General features: G+C 39.8%; 18 protein-coding genes. 7 read left to right on the forward strand and 11 right to left on the reverse strand.

Going from position 1 to position 20,758, the window contains the following annotated elements; genetic code table 11:
- Window positions 1-8: 8 nt before the first annotated feature.
- Window positions 9-923 carry a DMT family transporter gene (locus tag AC20OE_RS15900; RefSeq protein WP_099662893.1) on the reverse strand — a complete coding sequence of 305 codons (915 nt, stop codon included), beginning with the start codon at window positions 921-923 and terminating at the stop codon, window positions 9-11.
- 130 nt (window positions 924-1,053) lie between these two features.
- Between AC20OE_RS15900 and AC20OE_RS15905 the strand changes: the two genes are divergently transcribed.
- Window positions 1,054-2,391: an aminotransferase-like domain-containing protein gene (locus AC20OE_RS15905; RefSeq protein WP_059374420.1), complete on the forward strand. Its 1,338-nt coding sequence runs from the start codon at window positions 1,054-1,056 to the stop codon at window positions 2,389-2,391.
- On the opposite strand, the gene AC20OE_RS15910 is transcribed toward AC20OE_RS15905, so the two are convergent.
- From AC20OE_RS15910 to AC20OE_RS15920, 3 genes are all read right to left on the reverse strand, one after another.
- Window positions 2,388-3,080 carry a 4'-phosphopantetheinyl transferase family protein gene (locus AC20OE_RS15910; RefSeq protein ID WP_059374422.1) on the reverse strand — a complete coding sequence of 231 codons (693 nt, stop codon included), beginning with the start codon at window positions 3,078-3,080 and terminating at the stop codon, window positions 2,388-2,390. The two genes, AC20OE_RS15905 and AC20OE_RS15910, sit on opposite strands and share 4 nt — an antisense overlap.
- A gap of 94 nt (window positions 3,081-3,174) precedes the next feature.
- Window positions 3,175-3,765 (reverse strand): hypothetical protein, encoded by a 591-nt coding sequence (locus tag AC20OE_RS15915; RefSeq protein ID WP_099662894.1) that lies wholly within the window; start codon window positions 3,763-3,765, stop codon window positions 3,175-3,177.
- 84 nt (window positions 3,766-3,849) lie between these two features.
- Window positions 3,850-4,494, reverse strand: coding sequence for a YczE/YyaS/YitT family protein (locus tag AC20OE_RS15920; RefSeq protein WP_099662957.1), 645 nt, complete (start codon window positions 4,492-4,494; stop codon window positions 3,850-3,852).
- A 534-nt stretch (window positions 4,495-5,028) separates the two neighbouring features.
- On the opposite strand from AC20OE_RS15920, the gene AC20OE_RS15925 reads away from it, so the two are divergent.
- The 3 genes from AC20OE_RS15925 to AC20OE_RS15935 all read left to right on the forward strand — a co-directional run bounded on the left by AC20OE_RS15925 (window position 5,029) and on the right by AC20OE_RS15935 (window position 9,584).
- Window positions 5,029-8,634 carry an isopeptide-forming domain-containing fimbrial protein gene (locus tag AC20OE_RS15925; RefSeq protein ID WP_487269002.1) on the forward strand — a complete coding sequence of 1,202 codons (3,606 nt, stop codon included), beginning with the start codon at window positions 5,029-5,031 and terminating at the stop codon, window positions 8,632-8,634.
- 6 nt (window positions 8,635-8,640) lie between these two features.
- The gene (locus AC20OE_RS15930) at window positions 8,641-9,201 is read left to right on the forward strand and encodes a class D sortase (protein WP_058837314.1); all 561 of its coding nucleotides are present in this window, start codon (window positions 8,641-8,643) and stop codon (window positions 9,199-9,201) included.
- Between the two features lie 98 nt (window positions 9,202-9,299).
- Window positions 9,300-9,584 carry an AbrB/MazE/SpoVT family DNA-binding domain-containing protein gene (locus tag AC20OE_RS15935; RefSeq protein WP_039176465.1) on the forward strand — a complete coding sequence of 95 codons (285 nt, stop codon included), beginning with the start codon at window positions 9,300-9,302 and terminating at the stop codon, window positions 9,582-9,584.
- 40 nt (window positions 9,585-9,624) lie between these two features.
- Here AC20OE_RS15935 and AC20OE_RS15940 read toward each other — a convergent pair whose 3' ends face one another.
- The 3 genes from AC20OE_RS15940 to tcyA are packed head-to-tail and all read right to left on the reverse strand — an operon-like array spanning window position 9,625 to window position 11,875.
- Window positions 9,625-10,368, reverse strand: coding sequence for an amino acid ABC transporter ATP-binding protein (locus tag AC20OE_RS15940; RefSeq protein WP_041089051.1), 744 nt, complete (start codon window positions 10,366-10,368; stop codon window positions 9,625-9,627).
- Window positions 10,369-10,380: 12 nt separating this feature from the next.
- The gene (locus AC20OE_RS15945; RefSeq protein WP_024424286.1) at window positions 10,381-11,073 is read right to left on the reverse strand and encodes an amino acid ABC transporter permease; all 693 of its coding nucleotides are present in this window, start codon (window positions 11,071-11,073) and stop codon (window positions 10,381-10,383) included.
- Entirely contained in the window at window positions 11,060-11,875 is an 816-nt protein-coding gene (tcyA, locus tag AC20OE_RS15950) for a cystine ABC transporter substrate-binding lipoprotein TcyA (protein ID WP_487269003.1), read from the reverse strand. The genes AC20OE_RS15945 and tcyA overlap by 14 nt, the downstream gene beginning before the upstream one ends.
- Window positions 11,876-12,189: 314 nt before the next feature.
- Here tcyA and AC20OE_RS15955 point away from each other — a divergent pair, with 314 nt between their 5' ends.
- Window positions 12,190-13,623, forward strand: a complete 1,434-nt coding sequence (locus AC20OE_RS15955; RefSeq protein ID WP_432803536.1) for an amino acid permease — start codon at window positions 12,190-12,192, stop codon at window positions 13,621-13,623.
- A gap of 104 nt (window positions 13,624-13,727) precedes the next feature.
- Here AC20OE_RS15955 and AC20OE_RS15960 read toward each other — a convergent pair whose 3' ends face one another.
- The 4 genes from AC20OE_RS15960 to AC20OE_RS15975 all read right to left on the reverse strand — a co-directional run bounded on the left by AC20OE_RS15960 (window position 13,728) and on the right by AC20OE_RS15975 (window position 18,026).
- Complete coding sequence (locus AC20OE_RS15960) at window positions 13,728-15,281, reverse strand: MFS transporter (protein ID WP_487269004.1); 1,554 nt, start codon at window positions 15,279-15,281, stop codon at window positions 13,728-13,730.
- 84 nt (window positions 15,282-15,365) lie between these two features.
- Complete coding sequence (locus AC20OE_RS15965) at window positions 15,366-16,220, reverse strand: SDR family oxidoreductase (protein ID WP_156417725.1); 855 nt, start codon at window positions 16,218-16,220, stop codon at window positions 15,366-15,368.
- 23 nt (window positions 16,221-16,243) lie between these two features.
- On the reverse strand, window positions 16,244-17,311 hold the full coding sequence (gene uxuA, locus AC20OE_RS15970; RefSeq protein WP_039176484.1) for a mannonate dehydratase: 1,068 nt from the start codon (window positions 17,309-17,311) through the stop codon (window positions 16,244-16,246).
- A 37-nt stretch (window positions 17,312-17,348) separates the two neighbouring features.
- On the reverse strand, window positions 17,349-18,026 hold the full coding sequence (locus tag AC20OE_RS15975) for a GntR family transcriptional regulator (RefSeq protein WP_059374431.1): 678 nt from the start codon (window positions 18,024-18,026) through the stop codon (window positions 17,349-17,351).
- A 355-nt stretch (window positions 18,027-18,381) separates the two neighbouring features.
- Between AC20OE_RS15975 and AC20OE_RS15980 the strand changes: the two genes are divergently transcribed.
- Together AC20OE_RS15980 and AC20OE_RS15985 are read left to right on the forward strand one after the other, a co-directional pair.
- Entirely contained in the window at window positions 18,382-19,548 is a 1,167-nt protein-coding gene (locus AC20OE_RS15980; RefSeq protein WP_342503076.1) for a Gfo/Idh/MocA family protein, read from the forward strand.
- A gap of 58 nt (window positions 19,549-19,606) precedes the next feature.
- Complete coding sequence (locus AC20OE_RS15985) at window positions 19,607-20,704, forward strand: Gfo/Idh/MocA family protein (protein WP_487269005.1); 1,098 nt, start codon at window positions 19,607-19,609, stop codon at window positions 20,702-20,704.
- Window positions 20,705-20,758: the final 54 nt, after the last annotated feature.

The following is a 20,758-nucleotide window of genomic DNA, read 5'->3' on the forward strand; positions in this document are numbered from 1 at the left end:
GCTTTTTCTTATGAATTCGGTTTCTTTACCACATTCCCGCCAATCACCCCGCCAATGACCAGCACCCCTCCGAGGAAATGATACCAATCAATCGTTTCGTGTAAAATGAGAACCCCGGCGGCGACTGTGATAAACGCGGATAAATTGTTAAAGATGCTGACCTTTGCCGCTTCAAGCTGAGAGAGTGCATAGTTTGATAAATAAGCTGTGAGAAGCGAGGAAAGAATACCTAAAAAGAACATCGACCATACAAAGGACGCTTCTGTAAATGGGCTGAAAAACTCCGGCAATGAGCCATTGATCGAATGCCGGATAAGCGCAGCGGCATTGAAAAAGACAAAGCCAAAGAAGGTCATCACAAAGGTGAGTTCGATCACATGGAATCGTTTTGTAATCACTCTAGCAAACACACTATATGCACTGGATGACAAGGCTGAAAGTAAAATCAGCACATAGCCGATGAAGTGAGAATGCTGGACATCAATTCCCTTCATGACAAAGAGAAGCATCACCCCGCACACAGAAAGAAGGGTAAACAGCACTTGTATCCATGTCGCACGTTCCTTTAAAAACCAGGATGCCAGCAGCATCGTCAAAATGGGAATCGTCGCTTGAATGATGCCAGCCTCTGAAGAAGATGTATACATCAATCCCCACACTTGAAAAGCAAAGAACAAAACAGGATAAAGCAAAGAAAACGGTACGATATAAATGAGATCACGCCATTGAATGGATATGCGATTCTTCTTTCGTAAAAATGGATACAGCAATAGAGCGGCTGCAAAAGAAACAGTAAAGCGGTGTGCCAATAAATCGATTGGGTTTGCTGATTCTAATGCTATTTTGACAAATAAAAAGGAAAAACCAATGATAGAGGCGTATGCGATCGCGGCAGCATACGCTTTTTGTTTTGAAATATTCATAACGTGACTCCTTACATGAGCATGCATGCTTCAAATGAATTGACCGGTTCTGTTCTTCTATCGTAATCGGATCATCTAACGTGTACAATAAGAGAACATGATATCTGTACCGGTACAAGGAGGAAAAGGCGTGAGGAAATATGATCAGCTTGTCATGAGTTTAAAAGAAAAAATGAATTCAGGGGAGTACAGCGCTGGAATGAAAATTCCCTCCATTCGCCACTTAGCGGCTCAATATGCAGTGAGTAAAAGCACTGTCATCAAAGCGCTAGACACATTGGAGCGTGAACATCTGCTGTATTCTGTAGAAAGAAGCGGCTATTATGTCGTGAAAACGAAGCAATCAGCAGGTAAGCAGGACGGCACATGGATTGATTTTGCTTCCTCTGCACCTGATCCCGTTGTGTTTCCGTATGTCGATTTTCAGCACTGCATCAACCAAGCGATCGATTTGTATCAAAATGATTTATTTATTTACGGCACAGCCAACGGCTTACCATCCCTGCTGCCAGTCATTTCAAAGCGATTAATGGATTATCAAGTGTTTGCTCAACCAGAACAGATCGTCATGACCTCTGGTATTCAGCTCGCGTTATCCATTTTAAGCACCATCCCTTTTCCGAATGGAAAACAAACTATACTTGTAGAACAGCCGGGTTATCACTTATATCTCCAATATTTAGAGAAAAACCAATTGCCTGTGCGCGGAATTCAGCGGACGGAAAAAGGGATCGATCTGATCGAATTAGAGCGTATCTTTCGAGAAGAGGAGATTCGTTTTTTCTATACGATGCCACGATTTCAAAACCCGCTTGGAACGAGTTTATCAAAGCAAGAAAAAAGAGCGATAGCAGCCCTTGCCGAGAAATATGATGTCTACATTGTTGAGGATGATTATTTAGCAGATTTAGAATTTGATACAAAAAGAGACCCTATTTATTCATACGATCAGGCAGGAAAGGTTATTTATTTGAAAAGCTTTTCGAAAATCATTTTTCCAGGGCTTCGAACAGGAGCGGTCGTCTTACCTGAAGAACTGATTAGACCTTTTAGCGAACACAAACGGCTCATTGATATCGACAGCTCTATGCTGTCCCAGGCAGCTTTAGAAATATATTTAAAAAGCGGGATGTTTGAGCGGCATAGAGACAGAATGCGGGCGAGCTATCGAAATCGCTCTAAGCAGCTCGTAGCAAGTTTAAAAAATGATCAGGGCGCTTATCAGCTGGGAGAACAGGAGCCGGCTACCCATACACATGTACGTGTCGACCGGTCGATTCCCATGAACCAGCTCATTCAGCAGCTGAAAAAGGCATCTGTTTCCATTCAGCCAATTGACCGCCATTACCTGAAGGCCTATCAAAAGGATCCGATTTTTCAGCTAAACATCTGGCAGGTGAAAGAAGAGCAGATCACACGCGGAGTCGATCTATTAAAGACGGTATTTCAGCAAATCACGCGTTATTAAAGGCGGGACAGTACATCACTGCAAGTGAGTCTCTCAACGCTATCAGCCGCAGCAGGCTTTCGTGTGCATACCGCCATTTGGTAGGCAGGATCAATTGAATATGTTTGAACAAAGCAAGGCGTTTCATGATCGGGTAATGTCAACGTAGCCTGTCCATTCTCTGAAAGACGGGCTGTAAAGGACGAAAGACCATAGGATAATCCTTTTCCAGTCAGTTTGATAAAGGCCTCCTTCATTGACCATAGATGAAAGAAATAGGCTTCCTGCCGCTCTGCCGGTTGTGAGAGTAAATCCTGATACTCATCCGCTGAAAAAAATCGCTTGGCAATCGCCAGATCAATAGGTTTGATTTCCTCAATATCAATGCCAACAGGTGCATCATCTACTGCGCAAACGACCCAATCGCCAGAATGAGATAGATTAAAATGAAAAGAAGGAAGCTGCCGGACGACAGGCTTGCCATTCCCCTCAGTTTCAAAAACGATCTGATCCATAGGCAGATCGTACATATCATGAATCGTTTGACGAACCAGCACCTCACCTAACAAGGTTCTTCTGGCATCGATCAAAAAACGAAAGCGATCAGCCGCTACACGCTTTTCAGATGACACAAAGAGCTTCAAACGCTCTATTTGTTGTTGTGCATTGATTTCATCTAAGTGTTGTAATTGGATAGCAAATATCTTCATAACGAACCTCTAATTTTTTACATTCATTGTACCATTGGAGAGTGACGTGCAAAAGGGTCCATTAATGTAAAAAGGACAGCGAGCCTCGCTGCTTTTATGTCTGTTTCATAATGTGTACACCATTCGGATCAATTGTCTCCATTTTATCAATATCCGTCATGACCACATCAAGCAGGGAAAGGCGTTCTCCTTTTTGCCAGTGAATGGGCTGATTCAAAGGTGATAGCAGCTGATCCACTTTAGGTGTCTGTGACAAATCAGGAATAGCAATTGTCATAGCATGCAGCGCATCGTTTCCAGTTTCAATGACATCTGTACGCCGCTGTAATTCAAGCCTTAAACGAAGAGGTGTCGAAAGAAACGTTCTCCGTTCCCCAGCTTGGACAGGCCAGTTTAACTCTTTAGCTTGTGCAAGCAGCTGATCATATTCTTCGTTTGAGACAAGAAAGCCGATGTGATCAAACAAGACTTTTTTACTATATCCGAATGTGATATTGATCTGACCTTTTCTCATTTCGATGATTCGAAAGGTCGGCTGCTTATCTCTAAAATCATCCCATGTGAGCGGGGGATGAAAGGAACCATCCTTTGTGAAACGTCCTTTTACCTCAAAGCCCAGCGAACGATACGCTTGTTCTGTCTCTTCAACAAATGGTGTCCAGTAATGATAGTGGAAAAGCTGCATGAGATCTCCAACTCCTATGTATGAATATTCTGTTTTTTTATTTTAACACAAGAAAAGCCATTCTGATCTTAGAATGGCTTGTTCTCATCTAGTAAGGGTTTGAACAGGTTTCTCTGCTGTTTTTGTAATGAGCAGCTGCAGGAGTCGTGTCGATTGCGGCAAGGAAAAACGAAGGACAAGACCTGTGAAGATCGCAGTCAAAATCGTTCCAATGCCAATCGGTCCGCCGAGCATCCATGCAAATAAAAGCACTGTTAACTCAATGCCATTTCGAACCCACTGTACGTTCAGTCCCGTTTTCGCTGAGATGAGCAGCATTAATGAATCCCTTGGCCCAGCGCCAAGATTGGCTGAGACATAAATGCCAACACCGTATCCAGAAACTACAACACCCGTAATAAATACATATAAAGCCGGTAAATACCCATGTGGTGCAGGTAATATCGCATTAAAGAAATCAATAAACACACCAATCAGCACCATATTCAGTAAAGCGCCGATCTTTGGAAAAGATTTCGTGAAAAAAGAAGTCAGTGTCACAATAAGTGCACCAATGATAATGGACCATTGTCCAATTGTGAGTCCAAAATGCTGAAACAGTCCGTAGTGGAAAGCGTCCCAAGGACCAATCCCAAGGATCTTCCCTTTCACTGTCAGCGATAGTCCAAAAGCTAGTACGATCAATCCAACAAAATAAAAAAACCAACGTAAAAGATGTTCCCGCTTCAAAAGCATTCCCTTCTTTCTTAAACACTCGATTTCCATCGTAACATACTCTCACACCCCTTTAAATGGCTTTGCTCAATTGTAATCGCTTACTCCAAAAAGAATTTTTTTGATTTGTAAAGGTCAAAACATCAAAACAAACAGCAAGACTTTCGAATTGTTTTTTTTACCAAACCAAGCCATTAATTCCCTCCTTTTAAAAGAAAAAGAAAAAAATTCAATATATTTTGACAAAAAAATAATCTAAACCAATTAAAGAATAATTATCTTTAGATAGAAGAGATTGTATGTAAACTGTGTCATTAGACCTGTTGAAAAATACGGAGGTTTACTATAAAAAAAGATCATTTTATTGGAAAAAACATATGCAAAACAAACGTTGAGAGGCACCTGTTACTAAATGACTATTTTTGTCGAAAATAGTCATTTAGTCATGTTGTTACTTTTGAAATGTTACTGATATTCTTTACCAAAGTGTGGGAGGTGAACTGGTACATACCATTACGATATAAAGCAAGAAAAAGGGGAGGTCAAAAAATGAATATATTGAAAAGAACAAGTCAATTATTTCTTATATTAATGCTGATTGCTGGAAATTTATTAACAGTTTCACCGGTAGTGACGAAAGCCGCGGGGACGGTTGTTGTGAACAATACGGATTCCTATATGTTTGGGAGTAGACCGCTGGTTCTTCAGCAGCTTGATGGAAATAACCCAACAAACGTAAAAGCTAGTGTACAGGTGAAAGGAATCGATGTAGGTGCAGTGAATGGTGTTGCTGTAAGTGATCGAGAAAATGTTGTATATGCAACTGCAGATAATGTCGGTAGCCCTAGTCTATATAAAATAAATGCGACCTCAGGGCAGGCAGAGATCGTAACCAAATTACCTGAAGGTGCTACTAATGCCGTTGTGTATCAAGATAAATATATATATTCTTATGCTTCTAATGGTGAGTATTTCCTTGGAACGTACGATTTAGTTACGGGTAAAAAAACGGCCAAAAAAATCGTAGGCTATGAGATTGGGTCTGGCGTTGGCGGAGACCTTGTCGTTGATAAGGACGGTTATCTTTGGTTCGCATCCAATGGCAGTGGTGCCATTGCACAAATGAACCCTGATACAGCAGAGGTCATTCGTGTCATTCCAATTAAAAATGCGGATGGTAAAACGATTGACGGAGGCGTTCGGGGAATTAGCTTTTTGCCAAATGGACAAATGCTATTACAGTCAGGATTAAATGAATCCATTGGTCATTCCACTCTTTTTACACTTGATGCGAAAACATTAAGTACAACATATATGGGCACTGTAGGTGATACATTATCTTACGACCTAGCTTCACGTGTAAAACCAGAATTTGATCCATATCCACCAGAGCTTGAATCGGAAAAATCAGTTGTCTTACAGAAAAAAGCAGAGGGCAACACAGATGAGAAGCATCCAGAAGTAGGCGATACCCTTCTTTATACAATTAGAGCCAAAAATACAGTACAATACGGCATTCTTAAAAATCTAATCATTTCAGATCAGCTTCCAAGCAGTTTAAGCTATGTTGCAGGCTCACTTAAGGTAGATGGTGCCAGTGTCACAGATGCAAAAGATCAAGACAAAGGTGATTATACAAACGGCACTGTTGCAGGACAAATAGGTGACGTGAAAGATACCGATTGGCACACTGTGACATTTGAAGCGACAGTAGGAAAAGGTCAGGCAGGCAAGGATATTAAAAATACTGCCAATGTAAAAGGGGAGAACACGCCACCAGGCAATCCAACAACAGACATAGAAATCTATCCTCGAGATCCTAAGCTTGAATCAGAAAAATCAGCGGTCTTGCAGAAAAAAGCAGAGGGTAACACAGATGAGAAGCATCCAGAAGTAGGCGACACATTGCTTTATACCATCCAAGCCCGTAATGCTGTTGAAGATAGCTTCATTGAAGATCTTGTCATTTCTGATAAATTACCTCAAGGGTTATCATATGTACCAAATTCACTTCAGGTAGATGGAAATCCAGTCACGGATACAAAAGATGATGACAACGGCGATATAACAGATGGAACTGTTACTGGAACGTTCGGAGAAGTGAAAGATGCGAAGTGGCATACAGTGACGTTCGAAGTGACGGTTAACAAAGGTCAGGCAGGCAAAGACATTCAAAATACAGCGAGTGTCACAGGCGGTAACACACCACCAGAGAAACCGACAACAAAAACAGAAATCTATCCTCGTGACCCGAAGCTAACGTCAGAAAAATCAGCCGTCTTACAGAAAAAAGCAGAAGGTAACACAGATGAGAAGCATCCAGAGGTTGGTGACACTCTTCTTTATACAATTAAAACAAAGAATACGAAAGAAGACAGTCTCGTTGAAAACTTAGTGATCTCAGATGAACTGCCGGAAGGATTGGCGTATGTACCGAATTCACTACAGGTGGATGGAGATACAGTCACAGACGCAAAGGATGACGATAACGGAGACTTTACAAACGGAGCCATTTCAGGACAATTTGGCGACATTAAGGATACAGATTGGCATACGGTGACGTTTGAAGTGACGGTTGAAAAAGGACAATCAGGCAAAGACATTCAAAATACAGCCAATGTCACAGGGGGCAACACACCACCAGAGAAACCGACAACAAAAACAGAAATCTATCCTCGAGATCCAAAGCTTGAATCAGAAAAATCAGCGGTTTTACAGAAAAAAGCAGAAGGTAACAAAGATGAGAAACATCCAGAAGTAGGCGATACCCTTCTTTATACGATTAAAACAAAGAATACGATAGAAGACAGTTTGATTAAAGATTTAGTCATTTCAGACCAATTACCAAAAGGACTGAAGTATGTCACTGGATCCTTGCAAATTGATGGAGAATCCGTCACGGACGTAAAAGACGATGATAGCGGAGACTACACAGATGGAAAGGTTACAGGATCTTTTGGTGATGTGAAGGATACGGACTGGCACAACGTGACGTTTGAAGTAACAGTTGAAAAGGGACAGGCTGGTCAAGACATTCAAAACACAGCTAGCGTCACAGGCGAAAACACACCGCCAGAAGAGCCATCAACAGAAACAAAAATTTACCCTCGTGACCCAAAACTAACATCAGAAAAATCAGCGGGCATTCAGAAAAAGGCAGAGGGCAACACAGATAAAAAGATACCACAGGTCGGCGATACCCTTCTTTATACGATCAAAACAAAGAATCTTGAAGAAGACAGCATCGTCAACAATCTCGTGATTTCTGATGAATTACCAGAAGGTCTTCAATATGTCGAAGGTTCACTAAAAGTGGATGGACAAGCCGCGACAGATGCAAAAGATGACGATAACGGAGACTACACAAAAGGCACAGTAACCGGTCAATTTGGCGATATCAAAGATACGGACTGGCATACAGTGACCTTTGAAGCGAAAGTCGCAAAAGGCCAATCAGGTAAAAGTATTCAAAACACAGCAAAAGTAACAGGCGAAAACACGCCGCCAGAAGAGCCATCAACCGAAACAAAAATTGATCCAAGAGATCCAAAGCTTGAATCAGAAAAAACATCTGAAATCTCTCAAAAAGCAGAAGGCAATACAGATGAAAAACAAGTACAGGCAGGCGACACGCTCCTTTACACCATCAAAACAAAAAATAGTGTAGAAGACAGTGTCATCAAAGATCTAGTCATCGCAGATAAACTGCCAGAAGGTCTTCAATATGTCGAAGGTTCACTAAAAGTGGATGGACAAGCCGCGACAGATGCAAAAGATGACGATAACGGAGAATACACAAAAGGCACAGTAACCGGTCAATTTGGCGATATCAAAGATACAGACTGGCATACAGTCACATTTGAGGCGAAGGTTGCCAAAGGATCTGAAGGGAAAACCATTCAAAATATCGCAGTCGTAAGTGGTGAGAATGTAGACGATCCAGACAACCCTGAAAACTCAACAACTGTAGAACCACCGCATAAGCCAGAGGTGCCAGCAAATCCAGATACGCCTACTAGTTCAGAAACGGAGACACCTGGTCATCATCTTCCGAATACTGCAACTGCGATGTACAACCTTTTACTTGCAGGTTTTGCACTTGTATTAATAGGTGCAGCTCTTATCGTCTGGAACAGAAGAAAAAGAAACGGATAACCGGTCATGTTTCAAAAATTCATCTCAGCGATATTAATCATAGCAGGGCTTTGTCTTGCGATTGTAGGATATTTGAATATCGTTGATGGACAAAAAGAAGTAGATCAGTCATTTCAGTCTGCACAAGCAGCCATTCAGCAAAAGGGGAAAACAGATTCCCCTTTTGCGCCGCAGACTGGTGAAGCGATTGGGCTTTTGCACATCCCAAAGCTAAAAGCTGAGTTACCGATTGTAGAAGGAACAGATGCAGATGATTTAGCAAAAGGCGTTGGTCACTTTCACGAGAGTTATTTTCCAAACGAGCACGGACAAATCGTTTTATCAGGGCACCGTGATACGGTGTTTAGACGAACAGGAGAACTTGTGAAGGGAGATCAACTGATTATTGAGCTTTCATATGGACGTTTTGTCTATGAAATCGAGAAAACAAAGATAGTGAAGAAAGATGATCAAACAATTATTACGTTACAACAGGAAAAGGAAGAACTTATCCTCACCACATGTTACCCTTTTTCCTATATTGGTCCTGCACCAAACAGATATATCATATATGGGAAGCGTATTTAGTCACTGGAACAGCCTGCAGATTAACCGATTTGATCGCTTAATCCCTTCATATAGAGGGAATTGTCTATATCATATCTAGTGATGCAGGAGGGGGCAATTTGTTAAATAACGATTATGTTAAATATATAGATAAATTTGGGAGAATTGTTCTTCCGACAGAGATGAGAAAACGGTTGAACATTCATCCGCAAGATTTTATGGAGATTTACAGAGAAGAAGATCAAATTGTGATGAAGCCGTATTGGCAGGACAAACCTTGTATCGTAACAGGGCAAGTGACGTGTTCCAATAAGGTGCTATCTGGTGGTGTGGTCATCAGTCCAGAGGGAGCAAGGCTGCTCCTGCAAGATTTACTGGCGCTTCGCCTGCAAAAAGAGATATAAAAAAAGGCTGTCCTCACCACGTGAGAACAGCCTTTTTTCATCATACTGGATTCAAAATCCGGTTTAAGAATTGTTTTGTTCGTTCTTCCTTTGGTCGTTTGAAGATTTCTTCCGGAGGACCTTGTTCGACAATGACGCCGCCATCAATAAAAATCACTTCGTCTGCTACTTCTTGGGCAAACTTGATTTCATGTGTGACAACCGCCATGGTCCAGCCTTCCTTCGCTAGATCCTTCATGACCTTTAAAACTTCCCCGACAAGCTCAGGGTCAAGCGCAGAGGTTGGTTCATCAAAAAGCATAAGCTCTGGCTGAATGGCAAGTGCACGGGCAATCCCGACACGCTGCTTTTGACCGCCTGAGAGCTGAAATGGATACAGGTCTTTTTTATCCTCAAGACCGACCTTTTGCAAGAGCTGAATGGCTTCTTTTCGAACCATTTCCTTTGGACGGCGCTGCACCTGGACAGGACCTTCCATGACATTTTCAAGCACTGTACGGTGAGGAAACAGGTGATAATCCTGAAATACCATTCCTGATTTCCGGCGTAGCTTTAGCAGATCAGCTGATTTATTTTTTTTCGAAAAATCAATCGAGAAATCATCGAAGGTAAAGGAGCCGCCATTTGGTATTTCAAGTGCATTTAAACAGCGAAGCATCGTTGTTTTCCCAGATCCAGATGGACCAAGAATGGCCACAACCTGCCCTTTGTTGATCGAAAAATCAATCGACTTTAAAATCTCATTTTCACCAAAGGATTTCTTGAGACCTTTGACTGTTAGCATGTCGTTCCCTCCTTACCTTGCGACATATCGATCAAGTCGTTTTTCAATTTGATGCTGAACGAGCGATAGAATAAAGCAGAATACCCAATAGATGAGGGCTGCTTCCATATAAATAAACAAGATCTGATCCAAGTTCGCCGCAGCAATTTCCTGTGATTTACGGAACATCTCTGCCACGAGAATCTGGGAGGCAAGGGATGTATCCTTCACCAAGCTAATGAATGAATTAGACAGCGGTGGAATCGATACACGCACAGCCTGCGGTAAAATCACGCGGACGAGCGTTTTGCGATGTGTCATCCCAATGGAATAACCTGCTTCCCATTGTCCTTTTGGAACAGACAGGACGGATGCACGGATAATTTCCGACGCATACGCACCTACGTTTAAAGAAAAAGCAATAATGGCACTTGGATATGGATCCAGTGTGATATTAAATGTCGGAAAGAAATAGAAAATAATAAACAATTGCACAAAAAGCGGCGTTCCGCGAACGGCCGACACATAGATGGAGAAAATCCATCTGAGGGCTTTAATTTTAGACATTCTCGCAAGAGCTGTCACAAGCGCGATAAAAATACCAATAATAAAGGCAATGATGGCGAGGGGAATTGTATAATAAATCCCCTGCATCACCATTGGCCAAAAAGATTGCTGAAGAAGATCCCAAGGAATGACGACTCCTAGGATGTTATTTTGTAACATCTTCACCAAACCATTTCTTAGAAATCTTAGCGAGTGTACCGTCTTTTTTCATTTCTTTTAATGCGCCATTCACTTTGTCAACGACTTCGCCGCTGCCTTTTCTGAATGCGAAATAAGTTTTTTGAGGATCTCCTGTTTCAAATGCAACTTTTAGGTTTTTGTTACCGCTTGTTTTCAAGTAATTCAATACAGCCAATTTGTCATTAAACGTCAGATCAGCACGTCCTTGCTGAATCAATTGAATGGATTGTGCTAGACCTTCAACGCCTTCGATCTTAGCACCAGCATCTGTTGCTAGTTTGTTGTAGTTACTTGTTAACGATTGTGCTGCTTTTTTGCCTTTAACATCAGATAGTTTCTTGATGTCGTTATTATCTGATTTTGTCACAACAATAGCTTGAGATGTCGTGTATTTATCAGAGAAATCGTATTGATTTTCACGGCCAGTTTTCCCAACTTGGTTCGCTACCACGTCAAAACGTTTTGCATTCAGTCCAGCAAACATACTGTCCCATTGTGTTTCTTTGAATTCAGGTTTTAAGTCAAGGCGTTTTGCTACTTCAGTGATGACTTCTACATCGTAGCCAGTTAATTTATCTGTCTTTTTGTCATGGAAAGTGAAAGGAGCATAAGTACCCTCAGTTCCGATGGTTAATACACCTTTATCCTGAATGGATTTCCAAAGGTCTCCTGATTCCTTAGACCCAGATTGTTTATTCGCGTTGTCGCTTGCACCAGATCCACATGCCGTGATCAATGCAACACAAGCGCCTAAAATAATGGCAAAGAACATTTTTTTCATTTTATTCCCCACTTTTCTTGTTGGTATTTACAACATATGATCTTACAGAGAAGCAACCTAAAAGTAAAGCATTTGAAACTAGCTTGAGCGAATCTCACCAACTTTATGCCCGCAACCCATTTCTTTCAAACCTAAAAAGCCATTCAGTTTATTTGTGCGAACATTACTAAAATAAAGACTTTGAGACAGTGACCATAGAAGGAAGCATATTTATTATAAAAGATGTATAATTAGTAGGTTGTTTTGAAAATGGAATGAATCACATGGAGACATGTTTTGATAACAGAGCATCTTAGAAGAAGGAGGGCATCATTGTGGATGTTGGACAAAATCAGCCTGAACAATTGAAAAGGGCGATGACCTCCCGCCATTTATTTATGATTTCACTTGGCGGTGTCATTGGGACAGGCTTTTTCTTAGGAACGGGCTATACGATTGGACAAGCAGGGCCAGTCGGAGCCGTTCTTTCATATATTGTGGGCGGATTGATCATGTATTTAACCATGCTGTGTCTTGGGGAGCTGTCGGTTGCACTTCCTGTGTCGGGGTCGTTTCATACGTATGCGACGAAATTTGTCAGCCCGGCAGCGGGTTTTGCTGTCGGCTGGATTTATTGGCTCGGCTGGGCGGCAACGGTCGCCCTTGAGTTCTTATCAGCAGGACAGCTGATGAGGCGCTGGCTGCCGCAAGTAGATGTGTGGATTTGGTGTCTCATATTCGGACTCTGTCTTTTCTTATTAAATGCCCGGTCAGCGAAAGCGTTCGGGGAGTCGGAGTTTTTCTTTTCTACCATTAAGATTATTGCCATTTTACTCTTTATTGGCGTAGGCGGAGCGGCGATGTTTGGGTTTATTGATACAACGAGCGGTGAACCCGCCCCTTACTTCAGCCATTTTGTGAATGATGGGCTGTTTCCAAATGGCCTGCTGGCCGTTGTGGTCACGATGATTACGGTGAATTTTTCGTTTCAGGGAACAGAGCTGATCGGTATTGCGGCAGGAGAAAGTGAAAACCCCGAGAAAACCGTTCCTCGTTCGATTCATCAAACCGTATGGCGTACACTTGTCTTTTTCGTCTTATCTATTTTCGTCTTAGCCGGTATGGTGCCTTGGAAGGAAGCCAGTGTGCTGAAAAGTCCATTTGTTACTGTGTTTGAGAGAACGGGCATTCCTTTTGCGGCAGACATCATGAACTTTGTCATTATCATTGCTTTATTATCTGTTGCGAACTCTGGCTTGTATGCATCGACGAGAATGCTGTATTCCTTATCGAAGGAAGGAATGGCAGGAAAAGCATTTAGACGCGTCAATCAGCGCGGCATACCGATGAATGCCTTACTGCTCACGTTCCTGTTTACAGGGATTTCGCTGTTATCCGGGTTTTTTGCAGAGAAAACAGTATTTGCCTGGATTGTGTCCATTGCCGGAATGAGTGCCCAGACAGGCTGGATCACGATTACATTATCACAGCTTCTTTTCCGTAGAAAATATTTGAAAGCAGGCGGAAAACTGGAAAACTTAAAATTTAAAACGCCTCTTTATCCGGTGCTGCCAATCATTGCGATCACGCTGAATACCATCGTGTTGGTTAGCCTTGCCTTTGATCAAGAGCAGCGCATCGGGCTATATGTCGGCGTACCGCTCATGATCATTGGATATGTTGTCTACCATCGCTATGTGAAAAAGCATCAGGCACAAAGTGAGCCGCTGAAGCTGCAAATCCATGGAGATGACGAGATTCGGTTTTAAAACCAAAAAACACTAAATTTAAGAAATTTAAAAACACCTCTGATATCAATCTGAAGGTGTTTTTTTTTGAAGTGATTCTGGAAGTTCTCAACTAACAACAAAAGTTAGTTCATATCCTGCTGTTTTAAATCTTGTTGTTCAAAATTTTGGCGCTTATTCTGATATCCTACATTATTATTACCCCAAAGCTTCTCGTAATCCCATCCTGTTAGCGCTTTCAAAACACTTCTTGTTTCATCATCAGCCTGTTCCATTGAACCATTATTCTTTAACCTATTAATTTCATTAATCATAATGGAATGCGTTTTCTTAGATAATTTAAATTTAAATGAAATAACTAAACTAATACCGACTAGCCCTACAGTTCCGAAAAACAGAATACCTACAATCCCATTTATTGCTGTCGTAGACTGTGTCGTCGCACTTGCAACGAATCCACTTTCCTGTAAAATAACTCCTACCAAGAATGTGGCTAAAGCTGTAGTACTCTTGCGTGTAAAAGTCATAATACCTGCAAATATTCCTTCTCTTCTTTTACGAGTGACCATTTCATCTACATCAGGAATGAAAGTGTAAATATTCCATGGTATATAATATAATCCACTCTTTCCGATGCCTAAGATAACAGAGAAAGCATACAGCGCTATAATCATATAAGCTGGTTGTGTGAAGTATAAAAATATATAACCACTGATACATGTAATAATAGCAGTATAAGATATTTTCAAAGATGGCGCAGGACCTATTTTAATCACGAGCCAACCAAACAATATTGTACATACCATTTGAAGTAATGAACCAATAGATAATAAATCGGCTGCGAGCACTGCATCTTTATTTAAAGAAAACACAACAAAGTAGACAAAGACAGCGTTTAAAATATCCATGGCAGTAAACGAACAAATATACATCGTGAGGTGCTGACGGAAACTTCTAATTCTAAAAGTAGATGTTAAGTCAATGATGACTTTTTTTATGGATTCTATAGCAGGTACTTTTTCTACACCATCAGGTTCTATCATGTCTTCTTCTATTTTACGTTCCCATGTTGTTCTATGTGTAATTAATAATGCAGCCATAAAAATAAAGGTGAAGATAATACCATTGTAAAGAAAAACTTGAGGTGAATCTTTTCCGAATATTTCGAATAATCTGCCTGGAATAAAGGTAGCTAAAAATGTTCCTAGTCCTGAATAGATTAATCTTATTGTTGAGAGCTTGGTCCGTGCATTAAAATCATTCGTCATTTCAGCTCCAAGTGTTTCAAATGGAATTAATACCATTGCTGCAAGGAATTCTAACAAAATATAAACCGTTAAATAGTACCAGTAATTCATATCAGAAATCCAAAGAAGAGAATATATAACCATCAAAGGGCTTCCAACTAGTAAAAAGAACCTGCGTCGTCCAAATTTTTTCCCAAGTTTTGTACGACCAAAATTGTCAGTGATATGGCCCATAATTGGGCTTGCTATCGCATCAATAATACGAGCAATTGCAATAATAGATCCTGCTTCAACAGGGGTAAGACCACAGTATGTAATAAAAAAATATAACATCCATGCGCCTATGATAGCGAATGCTCCCCCTCCAAATAAATCCATTGTTCCATAACCAATATAATTTTTGAGTGTTAGTTTCCTGTTCTCAGTCTGCATTCTTATTTCTCCTTTCCAAGCCTACTTATAAATTTAAAAAAACATATAAAATAAAGATGTATGACAAGGAAAAAAATAAAAATATTAAACACCTGAATACGCCATAAAACCTCCATCAACAGGAATGGTCACGCCGGTAACAAATGCTGACATATGATCATCAACAAGCCATAATAGAGTACCAAGAAGATCTTCTGGCGTACCAAACCTTCTCATTGGTGTGTTCGAAATAATCTTATGAGACCTCTCTGTATAATCTCCTTCTTCAGTTAGGAGAAGGTTTTTATTTTGTGAGGTTAAAAAGAAGCCCGGTGCAATGGCATTTACTCTAATTCCTGCCTCGGCCATATGAACAGCTAACCATTTGGTGAAATTTTCAATTGCTGCTTTTGCCGCGCTATAAGCAGGCACTTTGGTCATTGGAGAAGGGGCACTCATAGATGACATGTTGATGACAACTGCTCCCTTTTGATGAACCATATTTTTAGTGAAAATTTGTGTAGGAATAAAAGTCCCCATAAAATTTAAATCAAATACATTTTGTACACTATCTGTACTTAAATGAAAAAAAGTATTTACCTTAGGATTAGTAAGGTCTTCTGTTTGAAATATTTCATTGGTTGTATTTGCACTGGAGTGGTTACCACCAGCTCCATTTATCAATATTGTACAATTGCCTAATTCCTCTGTTACAATCTTCTCGGCTTGTTCAACACTCTCTTTATTCAGAACATCACATTTAATCGCAATCGCTTTCCCGCCCATAAGGTTAATTTCTTCGGCTACCTTTTCACCCTTTTCGACTGTTCTATTTAAAATGGCCACAGACACGCCATGTCTAGCAAGTTCCTTTGCCATGGCGCTGCAAAGTACGCCACTTCCTCCTGTTATGACAGCTACTTTACCAGCTAAATTTTTATTTTCTTGTATGTTTACCATGTAGCTTCCTCCTTTGCTTCTTTTCATACAGAATGTTTATTTTGTAAAGCATCCCAAGCTCCCCACAAATACATAATTCCAAGTGCTCTATCATAAAGACCATATCCAGGCCTGCATTGTTCATCCCAAATGTGTCTTCCATGATCGGGTCTACAATAACCTTTGAATCCGCTTTCATAATAAGCGTGTATAATAGCTGAAACATCTACTGATCCATCTTTTGATCGATGCGATGTTTCAACAAAGTCCCCGTTATCATATACACGTACATTTCTTATATGAGTAAATGGTATTCTATCAATAAATTCGTGAATCATAGAAACTAAATCATTTTCTAAGTTTGCTCCTAAAGATCCTGTACAGAGCGTTATACAATGATGTGGGCTATTATTTAGTTGTAAAATTTTTCTGATGTTTTTTTGGTTAGTTACTATTCGCGGTAGACCAAAGACAGGCCAAGGTGGATCGTCAGGATGAATAGCCATTTTAATATCATGAAGTTCTGCAATTGGAATAACCTGATCTAAAAAATATTTCAAGTTGTCCCATAAATCATCGTCTGTTACATTTCTGTAGGCTTCAAAAAGGTGGTGGAGGTGATTTAACCGCTCTGGTTCCCAACCTGGCATGGTTAAACTGGAGTTCTCACTAATTTTATTTACTAAGTCTTTCGGATCAATATCTTTAATTCGACTATGTTCATAAAATAGAGCTGTAGAGCCATCAGGAAGTGTTTTATTTAAGTCTGTACGGATCCAATCAAATACAGGCATAAAGTTATAACATATGACTTTAACACCGACCTTTGCTAGCTTCTGAATTGTTTTCTTATAATTTTCTATGTATCGATCTCTAGTTGGAAGTCCGAGCTTAATGTCTTCATGAACATTCACGCTTTCAACCACTTCAATATGAAGGTTATGTTTATCAGCTAATTTTTTCATTTCTACAATTCTTTCTAATGGCCACTCTTCTCCTGCGGGCACATCATGCAGTGCCCAAACAATTCCTTCCACTCCTGGAATCTGCTTTATTTGTTCCAGTGTGATTGTGTCGTTTCCTTCGCCAAACCATCTAAATGTCATCCTCATCTACCATCACCCCTAAAATATAAGTAACAACCTATTTTTATTTAAAATAATTTGGATATTCTTTCTTCAATAATTCTTTATCAACAAGTGCAATTTTCAAATGCTCTTCCATGATTGTTTCAGCTTTATCAGCATCTTGATCTTGTATAGCTTTGAAGATATTTACATGTTGAGAAAGAATATTATCCCAATTATAATCTGTTACTAGCCTTAACATGCGACTCCTATTAAAGTGTACATTCATCTGTTGAATAACTAACCATGTTTTTTCTTTTTTACACCGTTTGAAAATAGTTCTATGAAACTCCTCATCTAATTCAAACATTTTTTTATAATCTTTTTTCTTAACGCAAATTTTTTGCATACTTAAATTCATATCTAAATCATTAATCAACTCTTCAGAAGGTTCCTGACAGGCTAGTCTAATCACTGCCTTCTCGAGATGTTCTCGCATAAACCGTGCTTCCTCCACAAGGTTCAAATCAATTAAAGAAACAAATGTACCTCGTTGAGGGTAGATACTTAATAATCCTTCTTGAGATAATTTTAAAAAGCTTTCTCTTACAGGAGTTCGACTAACATTAAATTGAATGGATATTTCTTTTTCAGAAATATTTGTCCCAGGTGGAAGCTTCAGGCTTAATATTTGATCTTTTAGCATATTGTAAACTTGTTCCCTCGTAGAGAGGTTTTGGTTTTTAAAATCAATATTCATTATTCTAATCTCCTTTCTCTAACATACTACCATACAAGTGCATTAGAATGGTAGACACTAATTTAATTTTTCTGAATATTACCCTGTGAGCATTTATAACTCTTGATGATTCTAACTATGTAAGCCATGATCAATCATAAAAGTGAGGGATATTAAAAAGAAAATTCAAAAAACTATACAAAATTCAAAAAGATTGAGTTATAATGTTTTTGAGCTACCATACTAGTATAACTAGAATATTAATAGAACGAACGGTACTCTGATCTATCAGTTAGGTGAGTCATTAATTTTTTTGAAAGCGCTATCTCATTATTAGAAGTGAAAATTTATCTTCTTGCAGAAGGGAAAGATTGATATGACCAACATCGCAATTATAGGAACTGGATCAATTGCAACTGCCCATATCGAGGCTTATCTTGCAATGCCTGAAATCAGTAAAATTGTAGCTTTAGCTGATATTTATCCTGAAAAAGCAATGTCTGCAGCAACAAAATATAACCTAGAAGCACGAGTTGTCGCTAACTACCAAGAGTTATTGAATGATCCTACGATTGATGCCGTTTCCATTTGTACACCTCCTTATATGCACGCAACCATTGCCATCGATTTTCTTAAAGCAGGCAAACATGTCTTAGTAGAAAAACCTATGGCTTCTTCTCTAAAAGAATGTGACGAAATGATAAAAGCATCTATTGAAAGCCAAAAGCTTTTATCCGTTGTTGCTCAAAACAGGTTTATGACGCCCATTATGAGATTAAAACATGTCCTTGATCAAAACCTCATTGGAAAAATTGCTCATACTCAAGTTGATTCTTTTTGGTGGCGTGGTCATAGTTACTATGATTTATGGTGGCGCGGTACATGGGAAAAAGAAGGTGGAGGTTGTACACTTAATCATGCTGTCCATCATATTGATATGTTGCAATGGATGTTAGGATTGCCGACTGACATTTTTGCAGCAACTAGTAATACCTTGCATGATAATGCAGAGGTTGAAGACCTTTCTATTGCGGTACTTCGCTATGGAAATGGCAGCTTAGCACAAGTAACCAGTTCTGTTGTTCATCATGGAGAAGAACAACAACTGATTTTTCAAGGTGAAAAAGCTAGAGTATCTGTCCCATGGAAAGTAAATGCTCATATAGCTAAAGAAAATGGGTTTCCTCAAGAGAAAAATGATGAGGATTTAGAAAATCGTATTCAGGAAGCTTTTAATCAGTATCCGGAATTGCTATTTGAAGGGCATAAAGGACAAATAAATAATTTTTTAATGGCTATCAAGGGTAACCAGAAGCTTTTAATTGATGGAACAGAAGGAAGAAAAACACTAGAACTTATTACAGCCATCTATAAATCTGCAAACCAAGGTGTTCATGTGAAGCTTCCTCTTTTAGCAGACGATCCTTTTTATACACGTGAAGGAATGCTTGCGAACGTTAAGCATTTTTATGAAAAACAAAGCAGTGTAGAAAATTTTTCAGACGATACGATAACCGTTGGAGGAAATTACGAGAAACTATGAGTCTAACGTTATTAAGTTATTAAAAATAAACTGGAAGCTTGCTAGAGGAGGAACAATCATGCAGAAAAGTGATGGAATGAATTATGCTCCTAAGGGAAAAAGTGCCCCTGTCGTTACAGAAGGACAATTCGTAATGGCAGCTATAGGTCTTGATCATGGACACATCTATGCAATGTGCAATGGATTAACTGAGGCTGGGGCTACATTAAAATGGGTTTATGATCATGATCAGAAAAAAGTACAAGAATTTTGTAAGGCTTATCCGGAGGTACAGGCAGCCAAAAGTGAGAAAGAAATTCTCGAAGATCCAGATGTAAGGCTCGTGGCAGGCGCAGCCATTACATCTAAACGCTGTGATTTAGGGCTGCGTGTTTTAGATCATGGTAAGCATTACTTTACGGATAAATCACCTTTTACAACGTTGGAACAATTGGAGCTTGCTCGTAAAAAAACAGCTGAAACGGGGCTTAAATGGGCTGTTTATTATAGTGAACGTTTGCACGTGGAAAGTGCCGTATTTGCTGGTCAACTGATTGAACAAGGAGCCATTGGAAAAGTGGTACAAGTTCTTGGAACTGGCCCACATCGTAGTAATGTAGAAAACAGACCAAGCTGGTTTTTTGAAAAGGAGTATTATGGAGGTATTCTATGTGATATTGGTAGTCACCAAATTGAACAATTCCTTTACTATTCTGGCGCAAAAGATGCAAAAGTTGTACATAGTAAAGTGGGCAATTACAAACATCATCAGTATCCAGAATTGGAAGACTTCGGCGATGCTACTTTAATTGCGGATAATGGGGCTACAAACTATTTTAGAGTAGACTGGCTGACTCCTGATGGCCTTAGCACTTGGGGGGATGGGCGCACATTCATTCTTGGAACAGACGGGTATATTGAAATTCGCAAATACGTAGACATAGCAAGGGATAAAATAGGAGACCATTTATACTTAGTAAATCAACAGACAGAGCAACATTTTTCTCTAAATGGAGAAGTAGGTTTCCCTTACTTTGGTGAACTTATTTTAGATTGTTTAAACGATACTGAAAATGCTATGACTCAAGAGCATACTTTTAAAGCCGCAGAACTATGCTTAATTGCACAACGAGACGCAATCTATGTAAATACGGAGATTGAATTAAGTAAGATCTAAAAAAGTGAGGTGTTATTTTTGTTAATAACACCTTATTTCATTTAATTGAGATTT

This window comes from Bacillus sp. SRI_025, from assembly GCF_057592095.1.

What these genes read in the sequence shown, in the direction of transcription:
- AC20OE_RS15930 (WP_058837314.1), top strand. Translation starts at nt 8,641, where the DNA reads ATGTTTCAAAAATTCATCTCAGCGATATTAATCATAGCAGGGCTTTGT.
- AC20OE_RS15965 (WP_156417725.1), bottom strand. Translation starts at nt 16,220, where the DNA reads ATGGTAAACATACAAGAAAATAAAAATTTAGCTGGTAAAGTAGCTGTC.
- AC20OE_RS15925 (WP_487269002.1), top strand. Translation starts at nt 5,029, where the DNA reads ATGAATATATTGAAAAGAACAAGTCAATTATTTCTTATATTAATGCTG.
- AC20OE_RS15940 (WP_041089051.1), bottom strand. Translation starts at nt 10,368, where the DNA reads ATGCTAACAGTCAAAGGTCTCAAGAAATCCTTTGGTGAAAATGAGATT.
- AC20OE_RS15960 (WP_487269004.1), bottom strand. Translation starts at nt 15,281, where the DNA reads ATGCAGACTGAGAACAGGAAACTAACACTCAAAAATTATATTGGTTAT.
- tcyA (WP_487269003.1), bottom strand. Translation starts at nt 11,875, where the DNA reads ATGAAAAAAATGTTCTTTGCCATTATTTTAGGCGCTTGTGTTGCATTG.
- AC20OE_RS15900 (WP_099662893.1), bottom strand. Translation starts at nt 923, where the DNA reads ATGAATATTTCAAAACAAAAAGCGTATGCTGCCGCGATCGCATACGCC.
- AC20OE_RS15985 (WP_487269005.1), top strand. Translation starts at nt 19,607, where the DNA reads ATGCAGAAAAGTGATGGAATGAATTATGCTCCTAAGGGAAAAAGTGCC.
- AC20OE_RS15945 (WP_024424286.1), bottom strand. Translation starts at nt 11,073, where the DNA reads ATGTTACAAAATAACATCCTAGGAGTCGTCATTCCTTGGGATCTTCTT.
- AC20OE_RS15915 (WP_099662894.1), bottom strand. Translation starts at nt 3,765, where the DNA reads ATGCAGCTTTTCCACTATCATTACTGGACACCATTTGTTGAAGAGACA.
- AC20OE_RS15980 (WP_342503076.1), top strand. Translation starts at nt 18,382, where the DNA reads ATGACCAACATCGCAATTATAGGAACTGGATCAATTGCAACTGCCCAT.
- AC20OE_RS15975 (WP_059374431.1), bottom strand. Translation starts at nt 18,026, where the DNA reads ATGAATATTGATTTTAAAAACCAAAACCTCTCTACGAGGGAACAAGTT.
- AC20OE_RS15910 (WP_059374422.1), bottom strand. Translation starts at nt 3,080, where the DNA reads ATGAAGATATTTGCTATCCAATTACAACACTTAGATGAAATCAATGCA.
- uxuA (WP_039176484.1), bottom strand. Translation starts at nt 17,311, where the DNA reads ATGAGGATGACATTTAGATGGTTTGGCGAAGGAAACGACACAATCACA.